This window comes from Myceligenerans indicum (genome assembly GCF_016742955.1).
Lineage (GTDB): Bacteria > Actinomycetota > Actinomycetes > Actinomycetales > Cellulomonadaceae > Myceligenerans > Myceligenerans indicum.
This window is the reverse complement of record NZ_JABBYC010000033.1, coordinates 13,266-34,421: the sequence shown is the minus strand read 5'-3', so window position 1 is coordinate 34,421 and position 21,156 is coordinate 13,266. Positions and strand designations below refer to the sequence as shown.

Here is a 21,156-nt window from a genome sequence, read left to right as displayed (position 1 = left end):
AGCGCCGCTCCGGCGAGCGACGAACGGGAGCACCGATGACGCACGCCCGCACCCGCGAGACCACCTCCGCCCGTACCAGCAGCCGGGCCACCGGACTCTGGCTGGTCGGCGCACGCGGATCGGTCGCCACGACCGCCGTCCTCGGCCTCGCCGCCCTGGCGGGGGGCCACGCCGAACCGACCGGCTGCGTCACCGCCCGCCCCGGCCTCGCGCCGGATCCGATGCCGGACTTCGAGGACATCGTGGTCGGCGGGCACGACCTGTCCGCCTGTCCCCTGCCGAAGCGCGCCGAGGCCCTGGCGGACGCCGGCATGCTCCCGCCCCGGCTCGTCACCCTCACGCGCGACGCGCTGGAGACCGCCGACGCGCAGGTCCGTCCCGGCCACGACCCGGCGCGCGCCGAGGGCAGCGGCCAGGCCACCGCGGAACGCCTCGCGGCCGACATCGTCGCGTTCCGGGAGCGGCACAGCCTCGAACGCGTCGTCGTGATCGACGTGGCCTCGACCGAACCGCTCCCGGAACCGGCTCCGGAGCACGACGACGACGCCCTCCTCCTCGCGGCCCTCGCCGACCCCGACCGCGCACCACTCCCGCCGTCGTCCCTGTACGCCTACGCCGCGATCCTCGCGGGCGCGCCGTACGCGGCCTTCACGCCGAGCGCGAGCATGGCACTGCCCGCGCTGGCCCGCCTGGCCACCGAACACGGCGTTCCGTTTGCCGGCCAGGACGGGAAGACCGGCCAGACCTGGCTGCGCACCGTGGTCGCCCCCGCGCTGGCCGCGCGCCACCTGCGCGTCCTGTCCTGGTCGGGCACGAACCTGCTGGGCGGCGGCGACGGCGCCACGCTCGCCGACCCGAACGCCGTCAGCTCCAAGCTGGGCAGCAAGTCGCGCGGACTGCAGGCGATCACCGGCACCGACAGCACGCCGTTGCACATCGACTACGTGCCCGATCTCGGGGACGTCAAGGTCGCCTGGGACCACGTCCACGTCGAGGGCTTCCTCGGCTCGCGGCTCACCCTGCAGACCACGTGGAGCGCGTACGACTCCATGCTCGCCGCTCCCCTGGTGCTCGACCTGACCCGGCTGCTCGCCCTCGCGCACGCGGCCGGCCTGGCGGGCCCGGTCCCGGAACTCGGGTTCTTCTTCAAGGATCCGTGGGGCACCGGCGTGCACGACGCCGCCGCTCAGGCGCGCCTCCTGGACGACTGGATCCGGGAGACGGGATCCCGGGCCTCCGCCTCCGGAGCGGCGACCGGCCGGAGCCACCGATGACGGCACCGCGACCGGCAGCATCGCGGCCCACGGCATCGGCCCTGGCCGAACTGGTCCGGCTCCCCGCCGCCCTGACCGTCGTCGGAGACACTCTCGCCGGGCACGCCGCGGGGCGCGGCCGCGTCACGGCCCGCCACCTGCTGCTACCCGCGGCGTCCTCGTGCCTCTACCTGGCCGGCATGGCACTCAACGACTGGGCGGACCGCGAACTCGACGCCGTCGAACGCCCCGAGCGCCCGATCCCCTCGGGGCGGGTCACCCCACGAATCGCGCTCACGGTCGGCGTGACGCTGACCGCCGCGGGGATCGCCGCCGCCACCCTGGCGACCGGCCACCGCGGTGCCGTCCTCGCGACCGGCGTCGCCGCCGGCGTCTGGGCCTACGACACCGCGCTCAAGCACCATCCGGTCCTCGGTCCGGCGGCGATGGCGGCCTGCCGCGGCCTCGACGTGCTGCTCGGCTCCACCACCGGCACCCCGCGCGCCGCCGCCGGAGCCGCAGCGGGCATCGCCGCCCACACCGCGGCCGTCACCGTCCTGTCCCGCGGCGAGGTCCGGGGCACGACGCCGGCCGTGGCGGGCACGGTCGCGGGCGTCACGGTCGTGGGGGCACTGCTGCCCGCGCTATCCGTGCCGTCCGCCTCCTCGCACCGCCCGGCCGCGACACCATCGCGGACCGCACGGCTGACCGCCGCGATCTCCGCCCTCGCCTGTTCCGCCACCTGTGTACCCGGCCAGGTCCGCGCCGCCGGCGACCCCACCGCAGGCGCCGCCCGCTCCGCCACCCGCTCGGGCCTGCAGGCCATGATCCCGCTCCAGGCGGCGTGGGCCGCCCGCTCCGGCAGACCGGGGATCGCGCTGGTGCTGGGCGGCGTCGCGGCCACCGGACACGCGCTCCGCCTGCGGGCACACGCCCGGGGACGGCGGCAGGTGAGCATCACATGAGGCCGCCCTTCCTGCTCGGCTACGGCACGAACGGGCTGTCGGACCACCCGCTGCCCGCAGCCCTCGACCTGCTGGACGAGGCCGGGTACGACGCCGTCGCGCTCACCCTCGGCTTCCCGCACCTGGACCCCCTGTCGGCGCCGCCGGACGCCGTGCGGGCCGTGGCCGCCCGGCTCGCGTCGATGCGGCACGGCGCGGGCGCCGCCGTCGTCGTCGAGACCGGCACGCGCTACCTGCTCGACCCGGCACACAAGCACCGGCCCACCCTGGTCGACCGGGACGCCGGCCACCGGATGCGGTACCTCGCCCGCGCGGTCGACGTCGCCGCGGACCTCGGCGCGGACTGCGTGTCGTTCTTCTCCGGCACCCTGCCCGCCGGCGAGCGCCCCGCCGAGGGCCGTGCCCGGCTGCTCGGCCGGCTGCCCGTCCTCCTGGAGCACGCCGCCGCGCGGGACGTGGCTCTCGCCCTCGAACCCGAACCCGGGATGCTCGTCGAGACGGTCGAGGACGGGCTGCGCCTGCGCCGCGACCTGGGCGACCCGCCCGGCCTCGGCCTCACCGTCGACGTCGGGCACTGCCTCGTGGTGGAGCCCGGCGGCGTCGACGGCGCCCTGCGTGCGGCGGCGCCCGTGCTGCGCAACGTGCAGCTCGACGACATGCCCCGCACCCACCACGAACACCGCCCGTTCGGCGAGGGCGACCTCGACCTGCCCGCCGCCCTGGCCACTCTCGCCGACATCGGCTACCGCGGCGTCGCAGCCGTCGAGCTCCCCCGGCACTCCCACGCCGCACCCGACCTCGTCACCGCGTCCCTCAAGGCCCTGACCAGCGCCTGGAAGGAGGTCCGCCCATGACCGGCGCCCCACCGGACGTCCCGGCCGGCACCGCACGCGCCAGGCCGGGTCCGGCGGGGCTCGCCCTGACGCCCGCCGCGCTCCGCCCGCTGCTGCGCGACGCGGACTGGTTCGACGCCGCGCGCGAGGCCGTGGTGGCCGACCCAGCGGTCCTGCCCCGCCTCTTCGCCCTCGCCGGCCGCCACGCGGGCCGCGGACCGCTACGGCCGGACACCGACCCGGCCGGCACCGTGCACGGCACCGTGGGCGACGCCGCCCGCGCCGCGCTGGTCGTCACGCTCGTCACCACCCCCTCCCCCGCAGGTAGCCCCGGCGACCCCCCGCTGCCCGGCCTGGCCACCCGGCTCACCACGCTCTACCACCAGGGCGACACCGGCGAGCGGCGCGGCGTCCTGCGCGCCCTGGACGCACTCGTCGTGCACGGGGACACCTCGCCGCACGCCCCGTCGCCGCCCGAGCCGCTGGTCACCGCCGGGGTCGCGCTCGCCGAGGACGCCCTGCGCGCCAACGACACCAGCCTCGTCGCGGCCGCCGTCGGCCCGTTCGGCGCACGGCACCTGGACGCCCCCACCTGGCGCCACGCGGTGCTGAAGCTCGTGTTCCTCGGCGTCCCGCTGGACGCCGTCGACCGCCTGGCCGCACGGGCCGACGCCGACCTGGCCCGCATGGCGGGTGACCTGGCCGCCGAGCGCCGCGCCGCGGGACGCGACGTCCCACCCGACCTCACCCGGCTGCTGACCGTCACGAAGGAGTGAGCATGCGCATCCTGGACCCCCACATCCATATGACCAGCCGCACCACCGACGACTACGAGGCGATGTACGCCGCCGGCGTGCGCGCCGTCGTCGAACCCGCCTTCTGGCTGGGGCAGCCCCGCACCTCGGCCGCCTCGTTCACCGACTACTTCGACTCCCTCGTCGGCTGGGAGAGGTTCCGCGCCGCGCAGTTCGGCATCCGCCACCACGCCACGATCGCGCTCAACCCCAAGGAGGCGAACGACCCACGCTGCCGCGAGGTGCTCACCGAGATACCTCGCTACCTGGTCAAGGACGGTGTCGTCGCCGTCGGCGAGGTCGGCTACGACTCCATGACGCCCGCCGAGGACGAGGTGTTCGCCGCCCAGCTCGACCTGGCACGCGAGGCCGGCCTGCCCGTGCTGGTCCATACCCCCCACCGCGACAAGCTCGCCGGCACCCGCCGCACCCTCGACGTCGTGCGCGAGTCCGGGCTGCCTCCGCAGCGGGTCCTCGTGGACCACCTCAACGAGACCACGGTCGCCCTCGTGCGGGACGCCGGCCTGTGGGCCGGCTTCTCCGTCTACCCCGACACCAAGCTGGACGAACCACGCACCGTGGCGCTGCTGCGCCGCTACGGCGCCGACCGCATGATCGTGAACTCCGCCGCCGACTGGGGCCGCTCCGACCCGCTCACCACGGCCCGCACCGGCCGCCGCATGCTGGCCGACGGCTTCACCGACGACGACGTCGACCGGGTCCTGTGGCGCAACCCCGTCGAGTTCTACGGGCAGTCCGGAAACCTCGTCCTGGACCCGGTACCCGGGTTCGTGGCCGGTGAACCACCCGAACCCGGCGCGCAGTTCGCCGGTTCCTCCGTGCTGCGCGGCGCGCGGGCATAGGGGGCCGCCATGCACCTGTCCTACTGCACCAACGTGCACCCCGCCGAGGACGTCGACGGCGTCGTCGCCCAGCTGGCCACGTACGCCGGCCCCGTCCGCGAGGCCGCCGGGCTCGACGTCCTCGGCGTCGGGCTGTGGCTCCCCGCGCAGGTCGCGCACCGGCTCGACACGACGCCGACCGACCTCGACCGGCTCCGCGGCGCGCTCGCCGACCACGGCCTGGAGGTCCGCACCCTCAACGCCTTCCCCTACGGCGGCTTCCACTCCGCGGTGGTGGGCCGCTCCGTCTACCGCCCCACCTGGGCCGAACGCGCCCGCCTGCAGTACACACAGGCGTGCGCACGGGTGCTCGCCGCCCTCCTGCCCGGCGGCGCCGCCGGATCGATCTCCACCCTGCCGCTCGCCTGGCGCGCGCCCTGGACCCCGGCCGACGACGACGAGTCGGCCCGCGCACTGGCCGGCCTGTCCCGTGACCTGCGGGAGCTCGCCGACCGGACCGGTCACGTGGTCCGGATCGCGGTGGAGCCCGAGCCGGGCTGCGTGCTCGACACCGTGGACGACGTGGTGCGCTGGCTCGCCGCGCGGACGGACGCGGGGCTCGCGCCGGAGCAGCGGATCGACCCGGAGCACGTCGGGGTGTGCCTGGACGCGTGCCACCTGGCCGTGTCGTTCGCCGATCCGGCCGGCGCCGCGGGACGGGTCGCCGACGCGGGCCTGCGGGTCGTGAAGGTCCAGGCGTCGGCCGCCCTGCAGGTGGACGACCCAGGACAGGAGGCGTCGCGCGCCGCGGTCGCCCGGTTCGCCGAGCCGCGGTACCTGCACCAGGTGCGCGAGCGGACGCCGTCGGGCACGGTGCTGGCGGCCGACGACCTGGACGAGGCGCTGGGCACCGCCCGGGGCCGCCCCGGCCTGCCGGGCACCGGACCGTGGCGCGTGCATTTCCACGTGCCGCTGCACGCCCGGCCCGCTCCCCCACTGGCCTCGACCACCGGGGTGCTGCGCGAGGCGGTGGCGGCGGTGCACGCCACGCCGCACGGTCGTGAGGCGCATCTGGACGTGGAGACGTACACGTGGACGGTGCTGCCCGCCGGTGTCGCGGGGCTCGGCGACGAGCCCGGCGGCCTCGTGGCGGGCATCGCCGCGGAGCTGCGCTGGGCGCGGGAGAACCTGACCGCCGACGAGGAGGTGGCCGCATGAGGCCCGTGCTGCTGCTCGACGTCGTCGGGCTGACCGAACGCGCCCTGGCGCACATGCCGCGCCTGTCCCGCCTGGCGCGGGCCGGCTGGTCCTCCCGCCTGGGCACGGTGCTGCCCGCGGTGACGTGCACCGTGCAGTCCACGATGCTGACCGGGCTGGCCCCGCGGGACCACGGGATCGTCGGGAACGGGTGGTACTTCCGCGACCTGGGCGAGGTGCACCTCTGGCGGCAGCACAACCGGCTGGTCGGCGGGGAGAAGCTGTGGGAGACGGCCCGCCGCACCGAGCCCGGCTACCAGGCGGTGAACGTCTGCTGGTGGTACGCGATGGGGATGACCACGCAGGTCACGGTCACCCCCCGGCCCGTCTACCACGCGGACGGCCGCAAGTCACCGGACGCGTACGTCCGCCCGCCCGCGCTGCACGACGAGCTCACCGGCGCGTTCGGCGACTTCCCGCTGTTCCGGTACTGGGGCCCGACGGCGTCGATCGACTCCACGCGGTGGGTGGTGGCGGCCACGCGACACCTGCTGACCACGCGCGCCGCCGACCTCACCCTGGCCTACGTGCCGCACCTGGACTACGACCTGCAACGGTTCGGCCCCCGGTCCCCGCAGGCGGACCGGGCCGCGGCCGAGCTGGACGCCGCGCTGACGCCCCTGCTGGACCAGGCGGAGGCCGACGGGGTGACGGTGCTCGCTGTGTCGGAGTACGGGATCGGCCCGGTCTCACGGCCCGTCCACCTGAACCGGCCGCTGCGGCGCGAGGGGCTGCTGGAGGTGTACACGCAGCAGGGACGCGAGCTGCTGGACCCGTGGACGTCCCGCGCGTTCGCCGTCGCCGACCACCAGGTGGCGCACGTGTACGTGGCCGACCCGGCGGACCTGCCGCGCGTGGCGGCGATGCTGCGGGCGGAGCCCGGCGTGGACGAGGTCCTGGACCGGGCCGCTCAGGCCGCCTACGGCCTCGACCACGAGCGGTCCGGCGAGCTGGTAGTGGTCGCGGAGCCGGACTCGTGGTTCACCTACTACTACTGGCTCCGCGACGACCGGGCGCCGGAGTTCGCCCGCGGCGTCGACATCCACCGCAAGCCGGGCTACGACCCCGCCGAGCTGTTCTTCGACCCGGCGGACCGGTTGGCCAAGGCCCGCGCCGGGCTGAACCTGGTGCGCAAGAAGCTCGGCCTGCGGTACGCGATGAGCACCACGCCGCTGGACGCGACCTGGGTGCGCGGCTCGCACGGCCGGCTCCCGGACGCGGCGGCCGACACCCCCCTGGTGCTGTGCTCGGACCCCGGCGTGCCGGCCGTGGTCGCCCGGCAGGTGTCCGACGACGACGGGCTCGTTCCCGCGGCGTCGGTCCGGGACGTCGTGCTCCAGCTCCAGGGGGTGGACGTGCCCGCCCGCGCGTGACGGGTCCGCGCTCCCGAACGCGACCAGCGCCTCGGGAAGCCCGTCCCGCGCGGGCGACGGCTAGGCCAGGCGCATCATCCAGCCGTGGCGGTCGTCCGCGCGGCCGTACTGGATGTCGGTCAGCTCGGACCGCAGCGCCATCGTCAGCTCGCCGGACGCTCCGCCGTTCACCTCGACGTCGAAGTCCGACGACGCCAGCCGGCCGATCGGGGTGACCACGGCCGCCGTCCCGCAGGCGAAGAACTCCTTCACCCGGCCGGACTCGATGCCCTCGACGAGTTCGCGGACGGGGATGCGGCGCTCGACCACCTCGTGGCCGCGGTCGCGCGCGAGCTGGATGATCGACTTGCGGGTGATGCCCTCGAGGATGGAACCGAGCCCCGGGGTGTGGACGGTGCCGTCGGCCATCACCAAGAAGATGTTCATGCCGCCGAGCTCCTCGAGGTAGGTGCTCTCGGCACCGTCGAGGAAGCAGACCTGGTCGAACCCGCGCTGCTGGGCCTCCTGCTGCGGGAGCAGGCTGGCCGCGTAGTTGCCGCCGAACTTCGCGTCACCGGTCCCTCCGGGCGGGCCGGCACGGTGGTACTTCTCCGACAGGAAGATCGACACCGGCTTCACGCCGCCCGCGAAGTACGGCCCCACCGGCGAGGCGATGACGAGATGCTCCACCTGCAGCGCCGGACGCACGCCGAGGAAGGCCTCGCTGGCGAACATGAACGGACGCAGGTAGAGGGAGGAGTCCTCGCCGTCCGGCACCCACTCGATGTCGGTGCGCACGAGCGCGGCGATCGAGGCGAGGAAGTCCTCCTCGCTGAGCTCGGGGAGGGCGAGACGGTGCGCGCTGCGGGCGTAACGCCGGGCGTTCTGCTCCGGACGGAACGTCCAGACCGACCCGTCGGCGTGCTTGTACGCCTTCATGCCCTCGAAGATCTCCTGGGCGTAGTGCAGTACCGCCGTGGCGGGGTCCAGCTGGAGCGGGCCGTACGGCTCGACGCGCCGGTCGGTCCAGCCGTCGGCGGAACGCCAGGTGAGGCGGGCCATGTGGTCGGTGAAGACCGTACCGAACTTGGGCTTGGCGAGCAGGGATGTGCGCTCGTCCTCCGACCTGGGCGCGTCGGTGCGCCGCACGTCGAACCGAGCCACGAGGTCTTCGAGGTCGGCCGGGAGGATGTTGTGGGACGTAGTCGTCATGATCTCAGAGCCTTTCACCGGATGCAGTCAGTGTTCCATGCCCGGCCGGTGAAAGGGGACCTGTCCTGTGGGGACGCCCCCGACGGCCGGGCTGCGGGCCCGGCCGTGGGGTTGTGCTACCCCGCGACCCGGGCCGCGATGTCGGCGCCGATCTGCGCCGTGTTGCGTACGGACGACGACGTCGCCCGCTCCGCGATGTCCGCGGCGACGGCCGCCTGTACCGCCGCCGCCTCGTCGGCACGGCCGAGGTGGTCCAGCAGCAGCCCGACCGACAGGATCGTCGCGGTCGGGTCGGCCTTGCCGGTCCCCGCGATGTCCGGGGCGGAACCGTGCACCGGCTCGAACATGCTCGGCGCCGTGCGGTCGGGGTTGATGTTGGCCGACGCCGCCAGCCCGATCCCGCCCGTGATGGCCGCCGCCTGGTCGGTGAGGATGTCGCCGAACAGGTTGTCGGTGACGATCACGTCGAACCGGCTCGGGTTCGTCGTGAGGAAGATCGTCGCCGCGTCCACGTGCAGGTAGTCGGTGGTGACCTCGGGGAACTCGGCGTTCACGGCCTCGACCGTGCGGCGCCACAGGTGCCCGGCGTGCACCAGCACGTTGTGCTTGTGCACGAGGGTGAGGTGCTTGCGCTCACGCTGTGCGGCGCGGGCGAACGCGTCCCGGACCACGCGCTCGACACCGAAGGCGGTGTTCACGCTGACCTCCGTGGCGACCTCGGCCGGCGTCCCGACGCGCAGCGCGCCGCCGTTGCCGGTGTAGGGGCCCTCGGTACCCTCGCGGACCACGACGAAGTCGATCTCACCCGGGTCGGCCAGGGGGCTCGTCACCCCTTCGAAGAGGCGCGACGGACGCAGGTTGACGTAGTGGTCCAGCGTGAACCGGAGCTTGAGCAGCAGTCCGCGCTCCAGCACCCCGGACGGCACGCTCGGGTCGCCGATCGCGCCGAGCAGGATCGCGTCGTGCTGCCGGATCCGTTCGAGGTCCTCGTCGGTGAGGGTCTCGCCCGTGGCGTGCCAGCGGCGAGCGCCCAGGTCGAACTCGGTCGTGACGACCTTCGTGCCGCTCGGCGCGAGCGCCGCCTCAAGGGCTCGCAGGCCCTGTTCCACGACCTCGCCGCCGATGCCGTCGCCTGCCACCACTGCCAGGTCGATCTGCTGGTCCGTCCCGTTCTGCGCCATGCACGGAGCCTAGCGCGTCCGCACGCGAAAATGAGACACCGGTCTCATGGTCTGGGACAAGTTCACCGCTTGGGGTACAAGAGCTCGAAGCGCTCCACCACCACCGGCATGTCACCGGCGAACTCGCGCCCCTCGGGCAGGTGGCGCCGGAAGAAGCTCTCGTGCTCGGTACGCCAGTACTCCAGCGTCTTGTCACCCTCGCCCTCGGCACGGGCCACGTCCTCGTCGACCTCGTCGAACGGGACGGTGTCCACGCTCGTGGTCCGGATCAGCGCGCGCGGCTGCCGCTCGCCGTCGAGCAGGATGAAGAGCTCACCGGACTGCGGCAGCGGCTCGCCGGCGTCGTCGTACTCCCACGCCATCGAGGACGTCGCGGTCTTCTCCCGCGCCAGGATCAGGTCCAGCAGCTCGTCGGCGACCTCCGGGTCGTCACCGAAGGCCCACGCCGGCGGCGGCACCGTCTCCGAGGCCAGGACTCCGGTCACCACGCCCGTCTTCGCCATCCCGGCGTACGGCCGCACGGCCTCCCAGAAGGACTGGACCGCCTGGGCGACGTCGGCGTCGCCGGGCTCCGTGTCGGCGTAGTCCTCCGGGTCGAAGGTCGCCGGGTCGAACGTGTCGGGCCCGCTCGTCCCGAGGCCGGCCTCCTCGTCCGAGCCGGCCGCCGCCGGGCCGTAGGCGGGTGCCGCGGCCGTGTCGTCCACCCGGTCCGCGGCGCCTGCCGCCTCGTCGTTCCGCTCGGGTTCCCGCGTCTCGTCGCTCACGCTGACCATCCTGCCTCATCCACCGGCGATTGTGACCCATCCGACCTCGTCGGACCCGCCGGGAACGTCCCGCGGAACATACTCTCGGAACCGTGTCCCGCCCCAGCGCCCGTCCCTCCCCGACCGGCATCTCGCTCACGGTCCCCGTCGCCCTGGCCGTCCTCGCGGGCGCCGGGCTCGCCACGCAGAGCCGGGTCAACGGCACCCTCGCCGACCACGTCGGCAGCGGGTACCTCGCCGCGGTCATCTCCTTCGGCAGCGGCCTGCTGTGGCTGAGCATCGCCCTGCTCTTCTCGCGGCGCGGCCGCGCGGGCCTGCGACGTATCGCGCGGGCGCTGCGCGAACCCGCGGGGCAGGACGGCGGGCTGCGGCTGTGGCAGTGCCTCGGCGGGGCGGCCGGCGGGTTCTTCGTGGCGTCCCAGGGGCTGGCGGTCGGGACGCTCGGCGTCGCGGTGTTCATCGTGGCGTTCGTGACCGGGCAGTCGGTCGGCTCGATCGTCGTGGACCGGATCGGGCTGGGTCCGGGCGGCGTGCGGTTGGTGACGCTGCCCCGCGCCGTCGGACCGCTCCTGACGGTGGTGGCGGTGGCGACGGCGGTGTCCGGAGACGTGGGTTCACCATCGGCGCTCGCGCTCACCGTGCTGCCGCTCCTCGCGGGCGCCGGATCGGCGTGGCAGCAGGCCGTGAACGGGCGCGTCCGCGCCGCCGCCGAGGACGTGCTGGCCGCCACCTTCGTCAACTTCCTCGTGGGCACGGCCGCGCTCGTCCTCGCACTCGGCGTCTCGATGCTGTTCGACGGAGTGCCCCACGGCGCCCTGCCGGCCAACCCGCTGCTGTACACGGGCGGGGCGATCGGGATCGGGTTCATCGCGGTCGGCGTGGCGGTGGTGCACCGCGTGGGCGTCCTGCTGCTCAGCCTGAGCATGATCGCCGGGCAGGTCGTGGGCGCGCTCGTGCTCGACGCCGCCCTCCCCGACGCCGCCCCGCCGAGCACCCTCACCTACGTGGGCGCAGCCCTGACGCTGCTCGCGGTGGCGATCCCGCTGACGGCCGAACGCCGCGCGACACCCTCACGCCGAACGCCGGAGCACCGGGACGACGGCGAACGAGGTACCTGACACGTGCGGGTGCGGCCTGAACCGCACCGCAGGAGCCCTCATACGCGACGTCGCCGCCGGTCCCGGGACCGGCGGCGACGTCGTGTGTCAGGGCAGCGCGCAGGTGCTACCCGACCTGTGTCAGCGGGCGACCGAGCCCTCCGTGTAGTCGGTGTCGGTCGGCTTGATCCAGGCGAACATCTTGCGCAGCTCGCGGCCGGTCGCCTCGATCGGGTGCTGCTCGCCCTTGGCGCGCAGCTCCTTGAACTCGGGGGCGCCCGCGTCCTGGTCGGCGATGAAGCGCTCGGCGAACTTCCCGTTCTGGATGTCCTCGAGCACCGCCTTCATGTTGTCCTTCACGTGCGGGTCGATGACGCGCGGGCCGGACACGTAGTCGCCGTACTCGGCCGTGTCGGAGACGCTCCAGCGCTGCTTCGCGATGCCGCCCTCGACCATGAGGTCGACGATCAGCTTCAGCTCGTGGAGCACCTCGAAGTAGGCGATCTCCGGCTGGTAGCCGGCCTCGGTGAGGGTCTCGAACCCGTACTGGACGAGCTGCGAGGCGCCGCCGCACAGGACGGACTGCTCGCCGAACAGGTCGGTCTCCGTCTCCTCGGTGAAGGTCGTCTTGATACCGGCGGCGCGCAGGCCACCGATCGCCTTCGCGTACGACAGCGCGGTCTCCCAGGCGTGGCCCGAGGCGTCCTGCTCGACGGCGACCAGCACCGGGACGCCCCGGCCGTCGGCGTACTCGCGGCGCACCAGGTGGCCCGGGCCCTTGGGGGCAACCATGAACACGTCGTGGCCGGCCTCGGGCTTGATGTAGCCGAACCGGATGTTGAAGCCGTGGCCGAACACGAGGGCCGCGCCTTCCTTGAGGTTGGGGGCGATCTCGTCGGCGTACACCAGGCGCTGCACCTGGTCGGGGGCGAGAATGACGACGACGTCGGCATCGCGCACGGCGTCGGCCACGCTCGCCACCTTGAGGCCCTGGTCCTCGGCCTTGGCCCGGGAGGCGGAACCCTCACGCAGACCCACGGTGACGTCCACACCGGAGTCACGCAGGTTCAGCGAGTGCGCGTGACCCTGACTGCCGTAGCCGATCACCGCCACCTTCTTCTGCTGGATGACCGACAGGTCGGCGTCGTCGTCGTAGAACAGCTCAGCCACGGTTCTTGCTCCTTGATCGATGGAATTCGGTCGACGTCTTCTCGGTGAGTCCTTCGCAGCGTAAGCCTGTCGCTCCGCTACGGGAGGTGTGGTCTCACGCGGACCGCACCACGCGCTCGAGCGCGCGGTCGGTGATGGAACGCGGGCCCCGCCCGATGGCGAGGGTCCCGGACTTCACGATCTCGCGAACCCCGTACGGGTCGAGTGCCGCGAGCAGGGCGTTCAGTTTGTCCCCGGTGCCGGTGGCCTCGATCACCACGGCGTCGGGGGTCACGTCCACGACGTGCGCCCGGAACAGCTCGACCACCTCGAGCACGCCGGACCGCGCGGCGGCGTCGGCCCGCACCTTGACGAGCAGCAGCTCGCGCTGCACGGACGAGGAGGGGTCGAGCTCGACGATCTTGATGACGTGCACCAGCTTGTTGAGCTGCTTCGTCACCTGTTCCAGGGGGTGCTCCTCGACGTCGACCACGACGGTGATCCGGGAGATCTCCTCGTGCTCCGTCGGCCCGACGGCGAGGGAGTGGATGTTGAACGCGCGGCGGGCGAAGAGGCCCGCGACACGCGTCAGCACGCCGGGCTTGTTCTCCACCAGGACGGAAAGGGTGTGACGGCTCATGGTGTGTTCCTCGTCCTCGCTCAGTCTTCGCGGTCCCACGACGGCGAGATGCCGCGCGCGTACTGGATGTCGTCGTTGCTCACGCCGGCCGCGACCATCGGCCACACCATCGCGTCGCGCGAGACGGTGAAGTCCACGACCACGGGCCGGTCGTCGATCTCGCGGGCCCGCTTGATGGCGTCGTCCACCTCGGACGGGCTCTCCACGCGGATGCCCTCGCAGCCGTAGGCCTCCGCCAGCTTGACGAAATCCGGCACGCGGGCGGTGCCGTGCCCGGTGTGCAGGTCCGTGTTGGAGTAGCGCTCGTTGTAGAAGAGCGTCTGCCACTGCCGCACCATGCCGAGCGACGAGTTGTTGATCACCGCCACCTTGATCGGGATGTCGTTGATCGTGCAGGTCGCGAGCTCCTGGTTGGTCATCTGGAAGCAGCCGTCGCCGTCGATCGCCCAGACCTCCGCGTCAGGCCGGCCGGCCTTGGCGCCCATGGCGGCCGGAACCGAGTAGCCCATCGTGCCCAGGCCACCGGAGTTGATCCAGGTGCGCGGCTTCTCGTACTTGATGAACTGTGCCGCCCACATCTGGTGCTGGCCCACGCCCCCCGCATAGATCGCGTCCGGCCCGACCAGCTCGCCGAGCCGCTGGATGACGCGCTGCGGGGCCAGGTGCCCGTCGTCCGGCTCCGTGTAACCGAGCGGGTAGGTCTCCCGCCACCCGTCGACCTGACGCCACCACCCTTCCAGGTCCGGCTTGCCGACGGTCTCGTGCTCCTTGGCGAGCTCGGGCAGGAGGTCGGCGATCACCTCGCGCAGGTCGCCGACGATCGGCACGTCGACGGCGCGGTTCTTGCCGATCTCGGCCGGGTCGATGTCGGCGTGGATGATCGCGGCACGCGGCGCGAACGACGACAGCTTGCCCGTGACACGGTCGTCGAACCGGGCGCCGAGCGCGAAGATCAGGTCCGCCTTCTGCAGTGCCGCCACGGCCGGGACGGTGCCGTGCATGCCCGGCATGCCGAGGTTCTGCGGGTGCGAGTCGGGCACCGCTCCACGCGCCATCAGCGTGGTCACCACGGGCGCACCCGACAGGTCCACCAGCTTGCGCAGCAGCTCGGAGGCGCCCGAGCGAACCACGCCGCCGCCCACGTACAGCACCGGCCGCCGGGCGGTGGCGAGCAGCTTGGCCGCCTCGCGGATCTGCTTGGCGTGCGGCTTGGTCACCGGGTGGTAGCCCGGCAGCTGGAGGTCCTGCGGCCAGGAGAACGTGGTGTTCGCCTGCATGGCGGACTTCGCGATGTCGATCAGCACCGGCCCCGGCCGGCCGGTCGAGGCGATGTGGAACGCCTCCGCGACCGTGCGCGGGATCTCGTCAGGATCGGTGACCAGGAACGAGTGCTTGGTGATGGGCATCGTGATGCCGACGATGTCCGCCTCCTGGAAGGCGTCGGTCCCGATGGAGGCGGCACCGACCTGCCCCGTGATCGCCACCATGGGGATCGAGTCCATGTGCGCGTCGGCCAGCGGCGTGACCAGGTTCGTCGCGCCCGGGCCCGACGTCGCCATCGTCACCCCGACCCTGCCTGTCGCGTGGGCGTAGCCCGACGCCGCGTGCCCACCGCCCTGCTCGTGCCGCACCAGGATGTGGCGTAGCCGCTTGCTGTCCATGAGCGGGTCGTAGGCCGGAAGGATCGCCCCGCCCGGGATGCCGAAGACAGTGTCCGCACCGACCTCCTCGAGGGACCGCACGATCGACTCCGCGCCGGTCACCTCCTCGGCGGTGACAGCCTTGGCGCGAAGGTCCGCGCGTACCTGCTCACGCGCCTCGGCGCGCGCCGCGAGCTGGGCCGGTGTCGGTGTGGCGGTCATGTCGGTCTCCTGCCGTCGCACCCTGTGCGGGGTGCCTGCGGATGTTTCGGACAACAAGAAACCCCTCGGTCGTCCGTGGACGACAGGCGAGGGGCGAGCGCGCTGACGAAGCCTGCGAGAGTGGCCTCAGTCGGCGCGCTCGGGAATAAGTACTACAAGGTTCGTCTGCACGTGACGCACGTTACGCCGAAATGACGTCCGTGTCACCTGCCGGGCCGAAGATCCCACGATCCGAGATGCGCGCCGCCGGGCATCGTGCTGCCGCGCCCGTTCCGAGCCCCGCCGCGGCATCGGGCCCCGGCCGATCGGTGCAGTTCACCGCGCAGTTCACCGCGCAGTTCACCGCGCAGTTCACCGCGCCGGGACCTACCAGAAACCCGCGCCGAGGATCGAGGTCTCCGGAGGCTCGACGCCGAGACGGTCCCGGAGCACGGTGAGATCGTAGGTCCGTTCCATCGCGAGGTGGCTGAGGGAGTAGCGGGACAGGCGCGGCTCCTTGCCGGCCAGTGCGGCGGCACGTTCGGCGAGCGCCGCCGCACGCAGCGCCGTCCGCTCGGGCACGGGCACGGGCACGACGCGCACGTTCCTCCCCCGCGCGAGCATGAGCAGTTCCACGATCTGGCGCAGCAGGACCGGTTCGGCGTCGGCCACGTTGGCGACCAGCGGAACTCCCGCGACGACCTCGGGCGACAGGTCGGCCGTCAGCGCCGCGCGGACCGAGGCCGCGAGTGTGGTGACGTGGGTGAGATGGTGCATCGCCTCACCCCCGCCGGGCAGCGGCAGCCAGCGGCCCGCGACCAGCGCCCCCTCGATCCGCGGCAGCAGCGTCGTGTCCCCTGGCCCGTACACGGCGTGCGGGCGCAGGACGACCACCGGGCCCCGGTCCGGGCGGGCAGCGTCCACGGCGAGCCAGTACTCCGCCGCTGCTTTCGTGGCGCCGTAGGCGTTGAGGTAGCCGAAGGGCCGGACGCCTCGCTCCGCCGTCGGCCCCTGGTCCTCGTGGATGCGCACGCTCGGCGTTGTCGGGTCGTACACGCTACCCGACGAAACCTGGACGAACCGGGCTTTGGCGAAGGTCGCGCGCACCGCGCGGGTGCCCTCGACGTTCACCACCCATGCCGCGGAGTTCGACCCGCCGTCGCCGACGACGGCGGCGCAGTGCACGACGCCGTCGACGTCGCCCGGGTGAGCGGCCCCCTGAAGCGGGCCGGCACGCAGGTCCCAGGCAAGATGGCGGACGCCCGCAGGCAGCACGGCAGGTGCGCGGCGAGAGCATGCGAGAACGTCGTACCCCCGCGCGGCCAGGTCTCGCACGACGGCGCCGCCGACGAACCCGGACGCTCCGGTCACCGCAACCCGCATGCGCTCCTCCACGTGCCCCTGCCGCAGATCTGACAACCGGTACCGTACCGTTCAAATGTGTACGGACCGCCGGATGAGCTGTCCCGCAGCAGCGGAGAGGGCGGCACGGTCCGGCTTGCGGGACCGGCCGGACAACGGGATGCCGGCCGCCTCGACCACCAGATCGGGGAGCGCACCGTGGTCCAGGATCTCCGGCAGCCGCGGTTCGACCGCGCGGACGAGCGGAGTGTTCCCCGTGAGCGGCACGCCCCGCGCGGGTAGGAGCATGCCCGACGGCGGCATCCGCTGGCCGCCCTGTCCGTCCTCGCGACCCTGGCCGCCCTGCCCGTCCCCGCGACCCTGGCCACCCGGCCTGTCCTGGGTCGCGGTGTCGCCCCGGTCCGCGACGAGAACAAGGACGACCCGCTCGTCGCCGTCGTCCATCGGAACACCCACCATCAGCGCCTCCGCGACTCCGGGCAGCTCTCGGACGCGCGGCTCGAACAGCCCGGGGTAGATGTTCACCGTGCCGCGGATGATCATGTCCCGGGTGCGCCCGACGAGGGTGAGAATGCCCTCGTCGTCGACCTTGGCCAGGTCCCCGGTGCGGTGTTCGCGAACGTGCGGCCGCCCCGCGTCGAGATCGGCCAGGTAGCCCGCCATCAGCGACGGGCCCGAGATCACGAGCTCACCGACGCCGTCACGGTCCGGGTCATCGATGCGTGCGCAGATCCCTCGGAGCGGGGCTCCGATGAGGTCACCGGCGGCCGAGGCGCCGGACGTGCGGCCGACAGAGCCTGCCTTCTCCACACCGTCGACGACCGCGGCCGGCAGCATCTCCGTCGCTCCGTACACACAGACCCAGCGCGTGCCCGGCAGGAGCCGGATCGCCCTTGTCATCAACGCGGGAGTCACCGGCGCCGCGCCGACGGCCATCACGCGCGGTCCCGCCGAGGGATCGGGAGGATGCCCCGATGCCGATGACACGCGGGCGCCGAAGCGGCCGGAGCCGTCTGCTCGCCCGCCTCTCCGGCGCTCCTTCTCGATCACGTCGAGGAGCGCTGTGACATCCGCCGGGACCGCGAAGGAGGAGTCCGCACCCGCGACCCCGCGGGCGAACGCGACCGGGTCGGCGGCGGGAGTGCGCGCCGGGATCTCCCAGGTGCCGCCGGCCAGAAGAGCGGGCAGCCCGAGGAACAGCTGGTCCGTATGCGCGCGCTGCCCCGGACTCAGATCTCCCACCTGCGCGAACAGGCCGAGCATTCCGCCGAGAGAGGCTGTGGTGTGCACGACTGCCCGAGGTTCGGCCGTCGTGCCTGACGTGAAGACGACGAGCGCCTCCCGGTCAGCCACGACCTCCGCCGAGGCCTGACCTGCGGATTTCGCAGGCGCCGGATCCGCATGCCCCGGCCCCGCAGGCGCCGGCCCAGCAGCCCCCGGACCCACAGATCTCTCGGAGTCCGTGACCGTCGTGCTCTCCGCGAGCCGCGCGACCCGCCGGGCTCCCTTCGGGACGCCCGGGAGCCACCTTCCCGAGTAGAGATGCCGGACCGGGAGCCGGGAGTAGGCAGGAAGCAGCAGCCCGCGCGCCCGGGCAACTCGAGCCAGCGGGCCGGCAGAGGCCAGGTACAGCAGCGCCTCGGTCGCGGCCCAGCGCGGATTCGCCGCAGCAAGGCGGGCGGCGAACAGCTCCGGGGTGGAGCCGGGGTCGACGAACACGATCGAACCGCCTGCGTGAATCACCGCGAGGCAGAGGATGATCCCCTCGGGACGCGGCCGGATGCTGAAGAGCACGCGATCACCAGGGCTCATCCCGGCGGCCGTGAGACCAGCGGCGGTGCGCTCGACGCGGTCCGCGAGCGCCGCGAACGTCACCTCTTCCCGGACGCGAGACCCACGGCGGGCGCTCCGGATTCCCCGGATGGGGTCGCCGAACCAGCGCAGCGCCACCCCGTCGCGGTCGACGGTGCCGTCTGCAACCGATGCCAGCAGATCGTCGACGAACGTATGCCCGGTTCTCATGAGTGCCGAACGTAGCGGACGGTACGAGTCACCGATGATCCTGCTCCCGGTGTCGACGAGGTGCATGTCAGTGGGTCCATCTAGCGTCTCCCTCGAATGGCGGTCGGTCCCTGTGTGGATCCATCAGATCACCTTGAGCATCGATGCGGCACGTTATCCACAGATCGCTCCTTCTGATGGCATCGAGTCACGGCCACACATAGGATCGAACGCAGGGCCGAGGAATCAGCAGGACTCAGAGATCAGTGCGACAGGGGGGTGCGCCTCATGCCCGGTTCGACGTCCGACAACGTTGCCGAGCGCATGCCTGCGGGGGATCTGCCCCGTGGTGCCGCGTGCACCGGCCGTCCGGGCGGCATCGGCGGCAACCCCGACCAGGACGCGTTCGATGACCTGGAGGTGGTGGACGAGTTCGGTCTGCCGATCCTGCCTCCGGACCACACGGAGCAGGAACTGGCGGCAATCCTCGCGACCAACCCGTACGACGTTGAGGAGCGGGGAGGCCCCGGCGCCGGGGACATGTCACGTGGCCCGGACGGCACCATGGGGGCGGTCGTCGACGTGTCACGGCTGCTGCTGGACGATCTCCGTCGGCTGGCACCCGGAGTGGCCCTGGTTGGCGCACTGAAGGATCTGACCGGCCTGGAGCCGCCGTTCGACGCCGAACCGAGCCACCCGAGCCGCTCACCCGATGCGGCGCGCGCACGCTCGGAGGAACCGGGCAGGGCGACCGTCCCGAGCGCCGCTCAGGCGCATGCTCTCGCGCTCCTTGCCGACGACGAGCTGCGGAGTGTCGTTGCGGGGTGGGAACGGGTCGTGTCGTGGGTACGCGCCGCTCAGGCCCAGGTGGCGGCCGAGCTGATGGCGCGGACCGAGGGGCCTCTGGCGCGGGACTCGGCCGCCGGTGAGATCTCCGACGAGCTGCACATCACCTCGGGCGAGGGATGGCAGATCGCCGCGCGCGGCGAGGGAACGCGGATGTACCCCTGCCTGGATCGAGCACTGGCTCGCGGGGACGTGGACACCAGGAAGGCAGACACGTTCCTGCGTGCCGGATCCGACCTCACGCTCGAGGAGCGAGGCAAGGCCATCACCGACCTCCTGCCGGCAGCTCGCACGCGCACATGGCGTTGGGTCAGCGAACAGATGAACGCGCGTGCTGCCACACTGCACGGCAAGGCCCGTCGGCGCGGGGTCCTGGACCGATGCAACGTCTGGGCCGAGCAGGCAGGCTCCGGCATGGGACGCATCGTCGCCGACCTGCCGGTCATCAATACCGCCCGTACGTTCAACGCCGTCCAGGCCGCCGCCAGGGCGCTCAAGGACGTCCCCGGCGAGACCAGGCCCTTGGGCGCTCTCCGTGCGGCTGCGTTCAGCGCACTGGTGACGGGCCGCCTCGTCCAGCCCGACCCGGAGGAGACCAGCCGGGCCAAGGGCGCGGACGGTGAAGACTGCGGCAAGAGCCGCAACACCGGCAGCGACGACGTCGGCAGCCGCAGCGAGAACGGCAAGGTCGGCGGCACCGGCTGCGCCGGCCGCCGTGCAGATGGGCGCAGTGCAGATGGGCGCAGTGCCGACCAGCACGATGCCGACCAGCACGATGCCGATGCGCGCCTCGGTGATCGGGAGGGTTCCCTTGGCGGCGGAGACGAGTCGGCTCGGCTGGTCGAACCCGTGCTGGACACCGATCTGATCCCGGTTCCGGACGACTCGCACGGCATCTCGCTGACCGCGCCCTCCCCCGGCAGCGAGACCACAAGCGCCGGTGAAGCCGACGGCACCGATGGAGCCGGCACCATCGGTGATGCGGACACCACCAATGATGCGGACAGCTCCGGTGCGGGTGGCACCCCGCGCCCAGCGCGCCGGACGGCGGGCACCCGAGTGCGAGTCGTCGACGTGTCCGCCACCGTGAACGTGACGGTGCCGGCGACCATGTTGCTGGACCCGGCGGACATGACGCCCGCCGTCCTTGAGGGCATCGGCCCCATTCCCGCCGAACACACCGCAGAGATCGCCCGCGATGCCACCTGGAGACGGCTGCTGACCGACCCCGTCACCGGGATCCTGACCGACCACTCCACCCACGCGTACGCCCCTGGTGCCACCCTGCGTGCCGCGGTGATCGCACGCGACCGGACCTGCATGTTCCCGGGCTGCCAGCGTCCAGCACTCGCGGGCGGCAGAGCGGCGACCGATCTCGACCACATCCAGCCGTTCGAGCACGATCGCGCCCGGCAGCCAGGCCTGCCCGGCCAGACCCGCGCGGAGAACCTGCACGCGCTGTGCCGCAAACACCACAATCTCAAGACCCACGCCGGCTGGCGTGTCACCCGTGACCCTGACACAGGGGTCACCCGCTGGACCCCGCCCACCGGCACGACCACCTCGGTCGAGCCCACCGTGGTGGACCCCACGATCCGCTACGGCCTCGCCCACGGCATGACCCTCGCAGGGCCATCTGACGCACCACAGACCCGCCGGCCCACCTCTCCGGCGGCGGCAACGAGCAGCGCCACCGGCACCGGCACCGGCACCGACGAGTCCGGACCGCACTCAGAACGTGGGCCTGGGCAACCACCCTTCTGACGA

General features: G+C 72.9%; 17 protein-coding genes. 9 read left to right on the top strand and 8 right to left on the bottom strand.

Annotated elements, in window-relative coordinates; genetic code table 11:
* Positions 1-35 precede the first annotated feature (35 nt).
* Genes HGK34_RS15550 through HGK34_RS15520 form a run of 7 tightly spaced genes read left to right on the top strand, consistent with a single transcriptional unit; the run spans position 36 to position 7,317 of the window.
* Entirely contained in the window at positions 36-1,274 is a 1,239-nt protein-coding gene (locus tag HGK34_RS15550; protein ID WP_201849042.1) for an inositol-3-phosphate synthase, read from the top strand.
* The gene (locus tag HGK34_RS23280; protein WP_201849040.1) at positions 1,271-2,218 is read left to right on the top strand and encodes an SCO3242 family prenyltransferase; all 948 of its coding nucleotides are present in this window, start codon (positions 1,271-1,273) and stop codon (positions 2,216-2,218) included. Before HGK34_RS15550 ends, HGK34_RS23280 begins: the two co-directional genes overlap by 4 nt.
* Positions 2,215-3,072: a sugar phosphate isomerase/epimerase family protein gene (locus HGK34_RS15540; RefSeq protein WP_201849038.1), complete on the top strand. Its 858-nt coding sequence runs from the start codon at positions 2,215-2,217 to the stop codon at positions 3,070-3,072. The genes HGK34_RS23280 and HGK34_RS15540 overlap by 4 nt, the downstream gene beginning before the upstream one ends.
* A complete protein-coding gene (locus HGK34_RS15535) occupies positions 3,069-3,827 on the top strand; it encodes an EboA domain-containing protein (RefSeq protein WP_201849036.1) in 759 nt (252 codons plus the stop codon). The genes HGK34_RS15540 and HGK34_RS15535 overlap by 4 nt, the downstream gene beginning before the upstream one ends.
* Positions 3,828-3,829: 2 nt before the next feature.
* Positions 3,830-4,708 carry a TatD family hydrolase gene (locus tag HGK34_RS15530; protein WP_201849034.1) on the top strand — a complete coding sequence of 293 codons (879 nt, stop codon included), beginning with the start codon at positions 3,830-3,832 and terminating at the stop codon, positions 4,706-4,708.
* A 9-nt stretch (positions 4,709-4,717) separates the two neighbouring features.
* Positions 4,718-5,905: a metabolite traffic protein EboE gene (gene eboE, locus HGK34_RS15525; RefSeq protein ID WP_201849031.1), complete on the top strand. Its 1,188-nt coding sequence runs from the start codon at positions 4,718-4,720 to the stop codon at positions 5,903-5,905.
* On the top strand, positions 5,902-7,317 hold the full coding sequence (locus HGK34_RS15520) for an alkaline phosphatase family protein (protein WP_201849029.1): 1,416 nt from the start codon (positions 5,902-5,904) through the stop codon (positions 7,315-7,317). The genes eboE and HGK34_RS15520 overlap by 4 nt, the downstream gene beginning before the upstream one ends.
* Positions 7,318-7,377: 60 nt before the next feature.
* On the opposite strand, the gene HGK34_RS15515 is transcribed toward HGK34_RS15520, so the two are convergent.
* The 3 genes from HGK34_RS15515 to HGK34_RS23595 form a co-directional block, all read right to left on the bottom strand.
* Entirely contained in the window at positions 7,378-8,508 is a 1,131-nt protein-coding gene (locus tag HGK34_RS15515; protein WP_201849027.1) for a branched-chain amino acid aminotransferase, read from the bottom strand.
* 116 nt (positions 8,509-8,624) lie between these two features.
* Positions 8,625-9,689, bottom strand: coding sequence for a 3-isopropylmalate dehydrogenase (locus HGK34_RS15510; RefSeq protein WP_201849025.1), 1,065 nt, complete (start codon positions 9,687-9,689; stop codon positions 8,625-8,627).
* A gap of 62 nt (positions 9,690-9,751) precedes the next feature.
* Entirely contained in the window at positions 9,752-10,453 is a 702-nt protein-coding gene (locus HGK34_RS23595) for an ASCH domain-containing protein (RefSeq protein ID WP_307815998.1), read from the bottom strand.
* Positions 10,454-10,545: 92 nt separating this feature from the next.
* Between HGK34_RS23595 and HGK34_RS15500 the strand changes: the two genes are divergently transcribed.
* Positions 10,546-11,571: a DMT family transporter gene (locus HGK34_RS15500; RefSeq protein WP_307815996.1), complete on the top strand. Its 1,026-nt coding sequence runs from the start codon at positions 10,546-10,548 to the stop codon at positions 11,569-11,571.
* A 120-nt stretch (positions 11,572-11,691) separates the two neighbouring features.
* Here HGK34_RS15500 and ilvC read toward each other — a convergent pair whose 3' ends face one another.
* From ilvC to HGK34_RS15475, 5 genes are all read right to left on the bottom strand, one after another.
* On the bottom strand, positions 11,692-12,720 hold the full coding sequence (ilvC, locus tag HGK34_RS15495; protein ID WP_201849023.1) for a ketol-acid reductoisomerase: 1,029 nt from the start codon (positions 12,718-12,720) through the stop codon (positions 11,692-11,694).
* A gap of 94 nt (positions 12,721-12,814) precedes the next feature.
* Positions 12,815-13,339 carry an acetolactate synthase small subunit gene (gene ilvN / locus HGK34_RS15490; RefSeq protein ID WP_201849021.1) on the bottom strand — a complete coding sequence of 175 codons (525 nt, stop codon included), beginning with the start codon at positions 13,337-13,339 and terminating at the stop codon, positions 12,815-12,817.
* A 20-nt stretch (positions 13,340-13,359) separates the two neighbouring features.
* Positions 13,360-15,201 carry an acetolactate synthase large subunit gene (locus HGK34_RS15485; RefSeq protein ID WP_201849014.1) on the bottom strand — a complete coding sequence of 614 codons (1,842 nt, stop codon included), beginning with the start codon at positions 15,199-15,201 and terminating at the stop codon, positions 13,360-13,362.
* Between the two features lie 366 nt (positions 15,202-15,567).
* Positions 15,568-16,563 carry an NAD-dependent epimerase/dehydratase family protein gene (locus HGK34_RS15480; RefSeq protein ID WP_201849012.1) on the bottom strand — a complete coding sequence of 332 codons (996 nt, stop codon included), beginning with the start codon at positions 16,561-16,563 and terminating at the stop codon, positions 15,568-15,570.
* A 51-nt stretch (positions 16,564-16,614) separates the two neighbouring features.
* Positions 16,615-18,564 carry an AMP-binding protein gene (locus tag HGK34_RS15475; protein ID WP_201849010.1) on the bottom strand — a complete coding sequence of 650 codons (1,950 nt, stop codon included), beginning with the start codon at positions 18,562-18,564 and terminating at the stop codon, positions 16,615-16,617.
* Between the two features lie 267 nt (positions 18,565-18,831).
* Between HGK34_RS15475 and HGK34_RS15470 the strand changes: the two genes are divergently transcribed.
* Positions 18,832-21,153 (top strand): HNH endonuclease signature motif containing protein, encoded by a 2,322-nt coding sequence (locus tag HGK34_RS15470; protein ID WP_201849008.1) that lies wholly within the window; start codon positions 18,832-18,834, stop codon positions 21,151-21,153.
* Positions 21,154-21,156 lie beyond the last annotated feature (3 nt).

What these genes read in the sequence shown, in the direction of transcription:
- HGK34_RS15485 (WP_201849014.1), bottom strand. Translation starts at nt 15,201, where the DNA reads ATGACCGCCACACCGACACCGGCCCAGCTCGCGGCGCGCGCCGAGGCG.
- HGK34_RS15515 (WP_201849027.1), bottom strand. Translation starts at nt 8,508, where the DNA reads ATGACGACTACGTCCCACAACATCCTCCCGGCCGACCTCGAAGACCTC.
- HGK34_RS23280 (WP_201849040.1), top strand. Translation starts at nt 1,271, where the DNA reads ATGACGGCACCGCGACCGGCAGCATCGCGGCCCACGGCATCGGCCCTG.
- HGK34_RS15530 (WP_201849034.1), top strand. Translation starts at nt 3,830, where the DNA reads ATGCGCATCCTGGACCCCCACATCCATATGACCAGCCGCACCACCGAC.
- HGK34_RS15510 (WP_201849025.1), bottom strand. Translation starts at nt 9,689, where the DNA reads ATGGCGCAGAACGGGACGGACCAGCAGATCGACCTGGCAGTGGTGGCA.
- HGK34_RS15540 (WP_201849038.1), top strand. Translation starts at nt 2,215, where the DNA reads ATGAGGCCGCCCTTCCTGCTCGGCTACGGCACGAACGGGCTGTCGGAC.
- HGK34_RS15480 (WP_201849012.1), bottom strand. Translation starts at nt 16,563, where the DNA reads ATGCGGGTTGCGGTGACCGGAGCGTCCGGGTTCGTCGGCGGCGCCGTC.
- HGK34_RS15470 (WP_201849008.1), top strand. Translation starts at nt 18,832, where the DNA reads ATGCCCGGTTCGACGTCCGACAACGTTGCCGAGCGCATGCCTGCGGGG.
- HGK34_RS15475 (WP_201849010.1), bottom strand. Translation starts at nt 18,564, where the DNA reads ATGAGAACCGGGCATACGTTCGTCGACGATCTGCTGGCATCGGTTGCA.
- HGK34_RS15535 (WP_201849036.1), top strand. Translation starts at nt 3,069, where the DNA reads ATGACCGGCGCCCCACCGGACGTCCCGGCCGGCACCGCACGCGCCAGG.
- eboE (WP_201849031.1), top strand. Translation starts at nt 4,718, where the DNA reads ATGCACCTGTCCTACTGCACCAACGTGCACCCCGCCGAGGACGTCGAC.
- HGK34_RS15550 (WP_201849042.1), top strand. Translation starts at nt 36, where the DNA reads ATGACGCACGCCCGCACCCGCGAGACCACCTCCGCCCGTACCAGCAGC.
- HGK34_RS15520 (WP_201849029.1), top strand. Translation starts at nt 5,902, where the DNA reads ATGAGGCCCGTGCTGCTGCTCGACGTCGTCGGGCTGACCGAACGCGCC.
- ilvN (WP_201849021.1), bottom strand. Translation starts at nt 13,339, where the DNA reads ATGAGCCGTCACACCCTTTCCGTCCTGGTGGAGAACAAGCCCGGCGTG.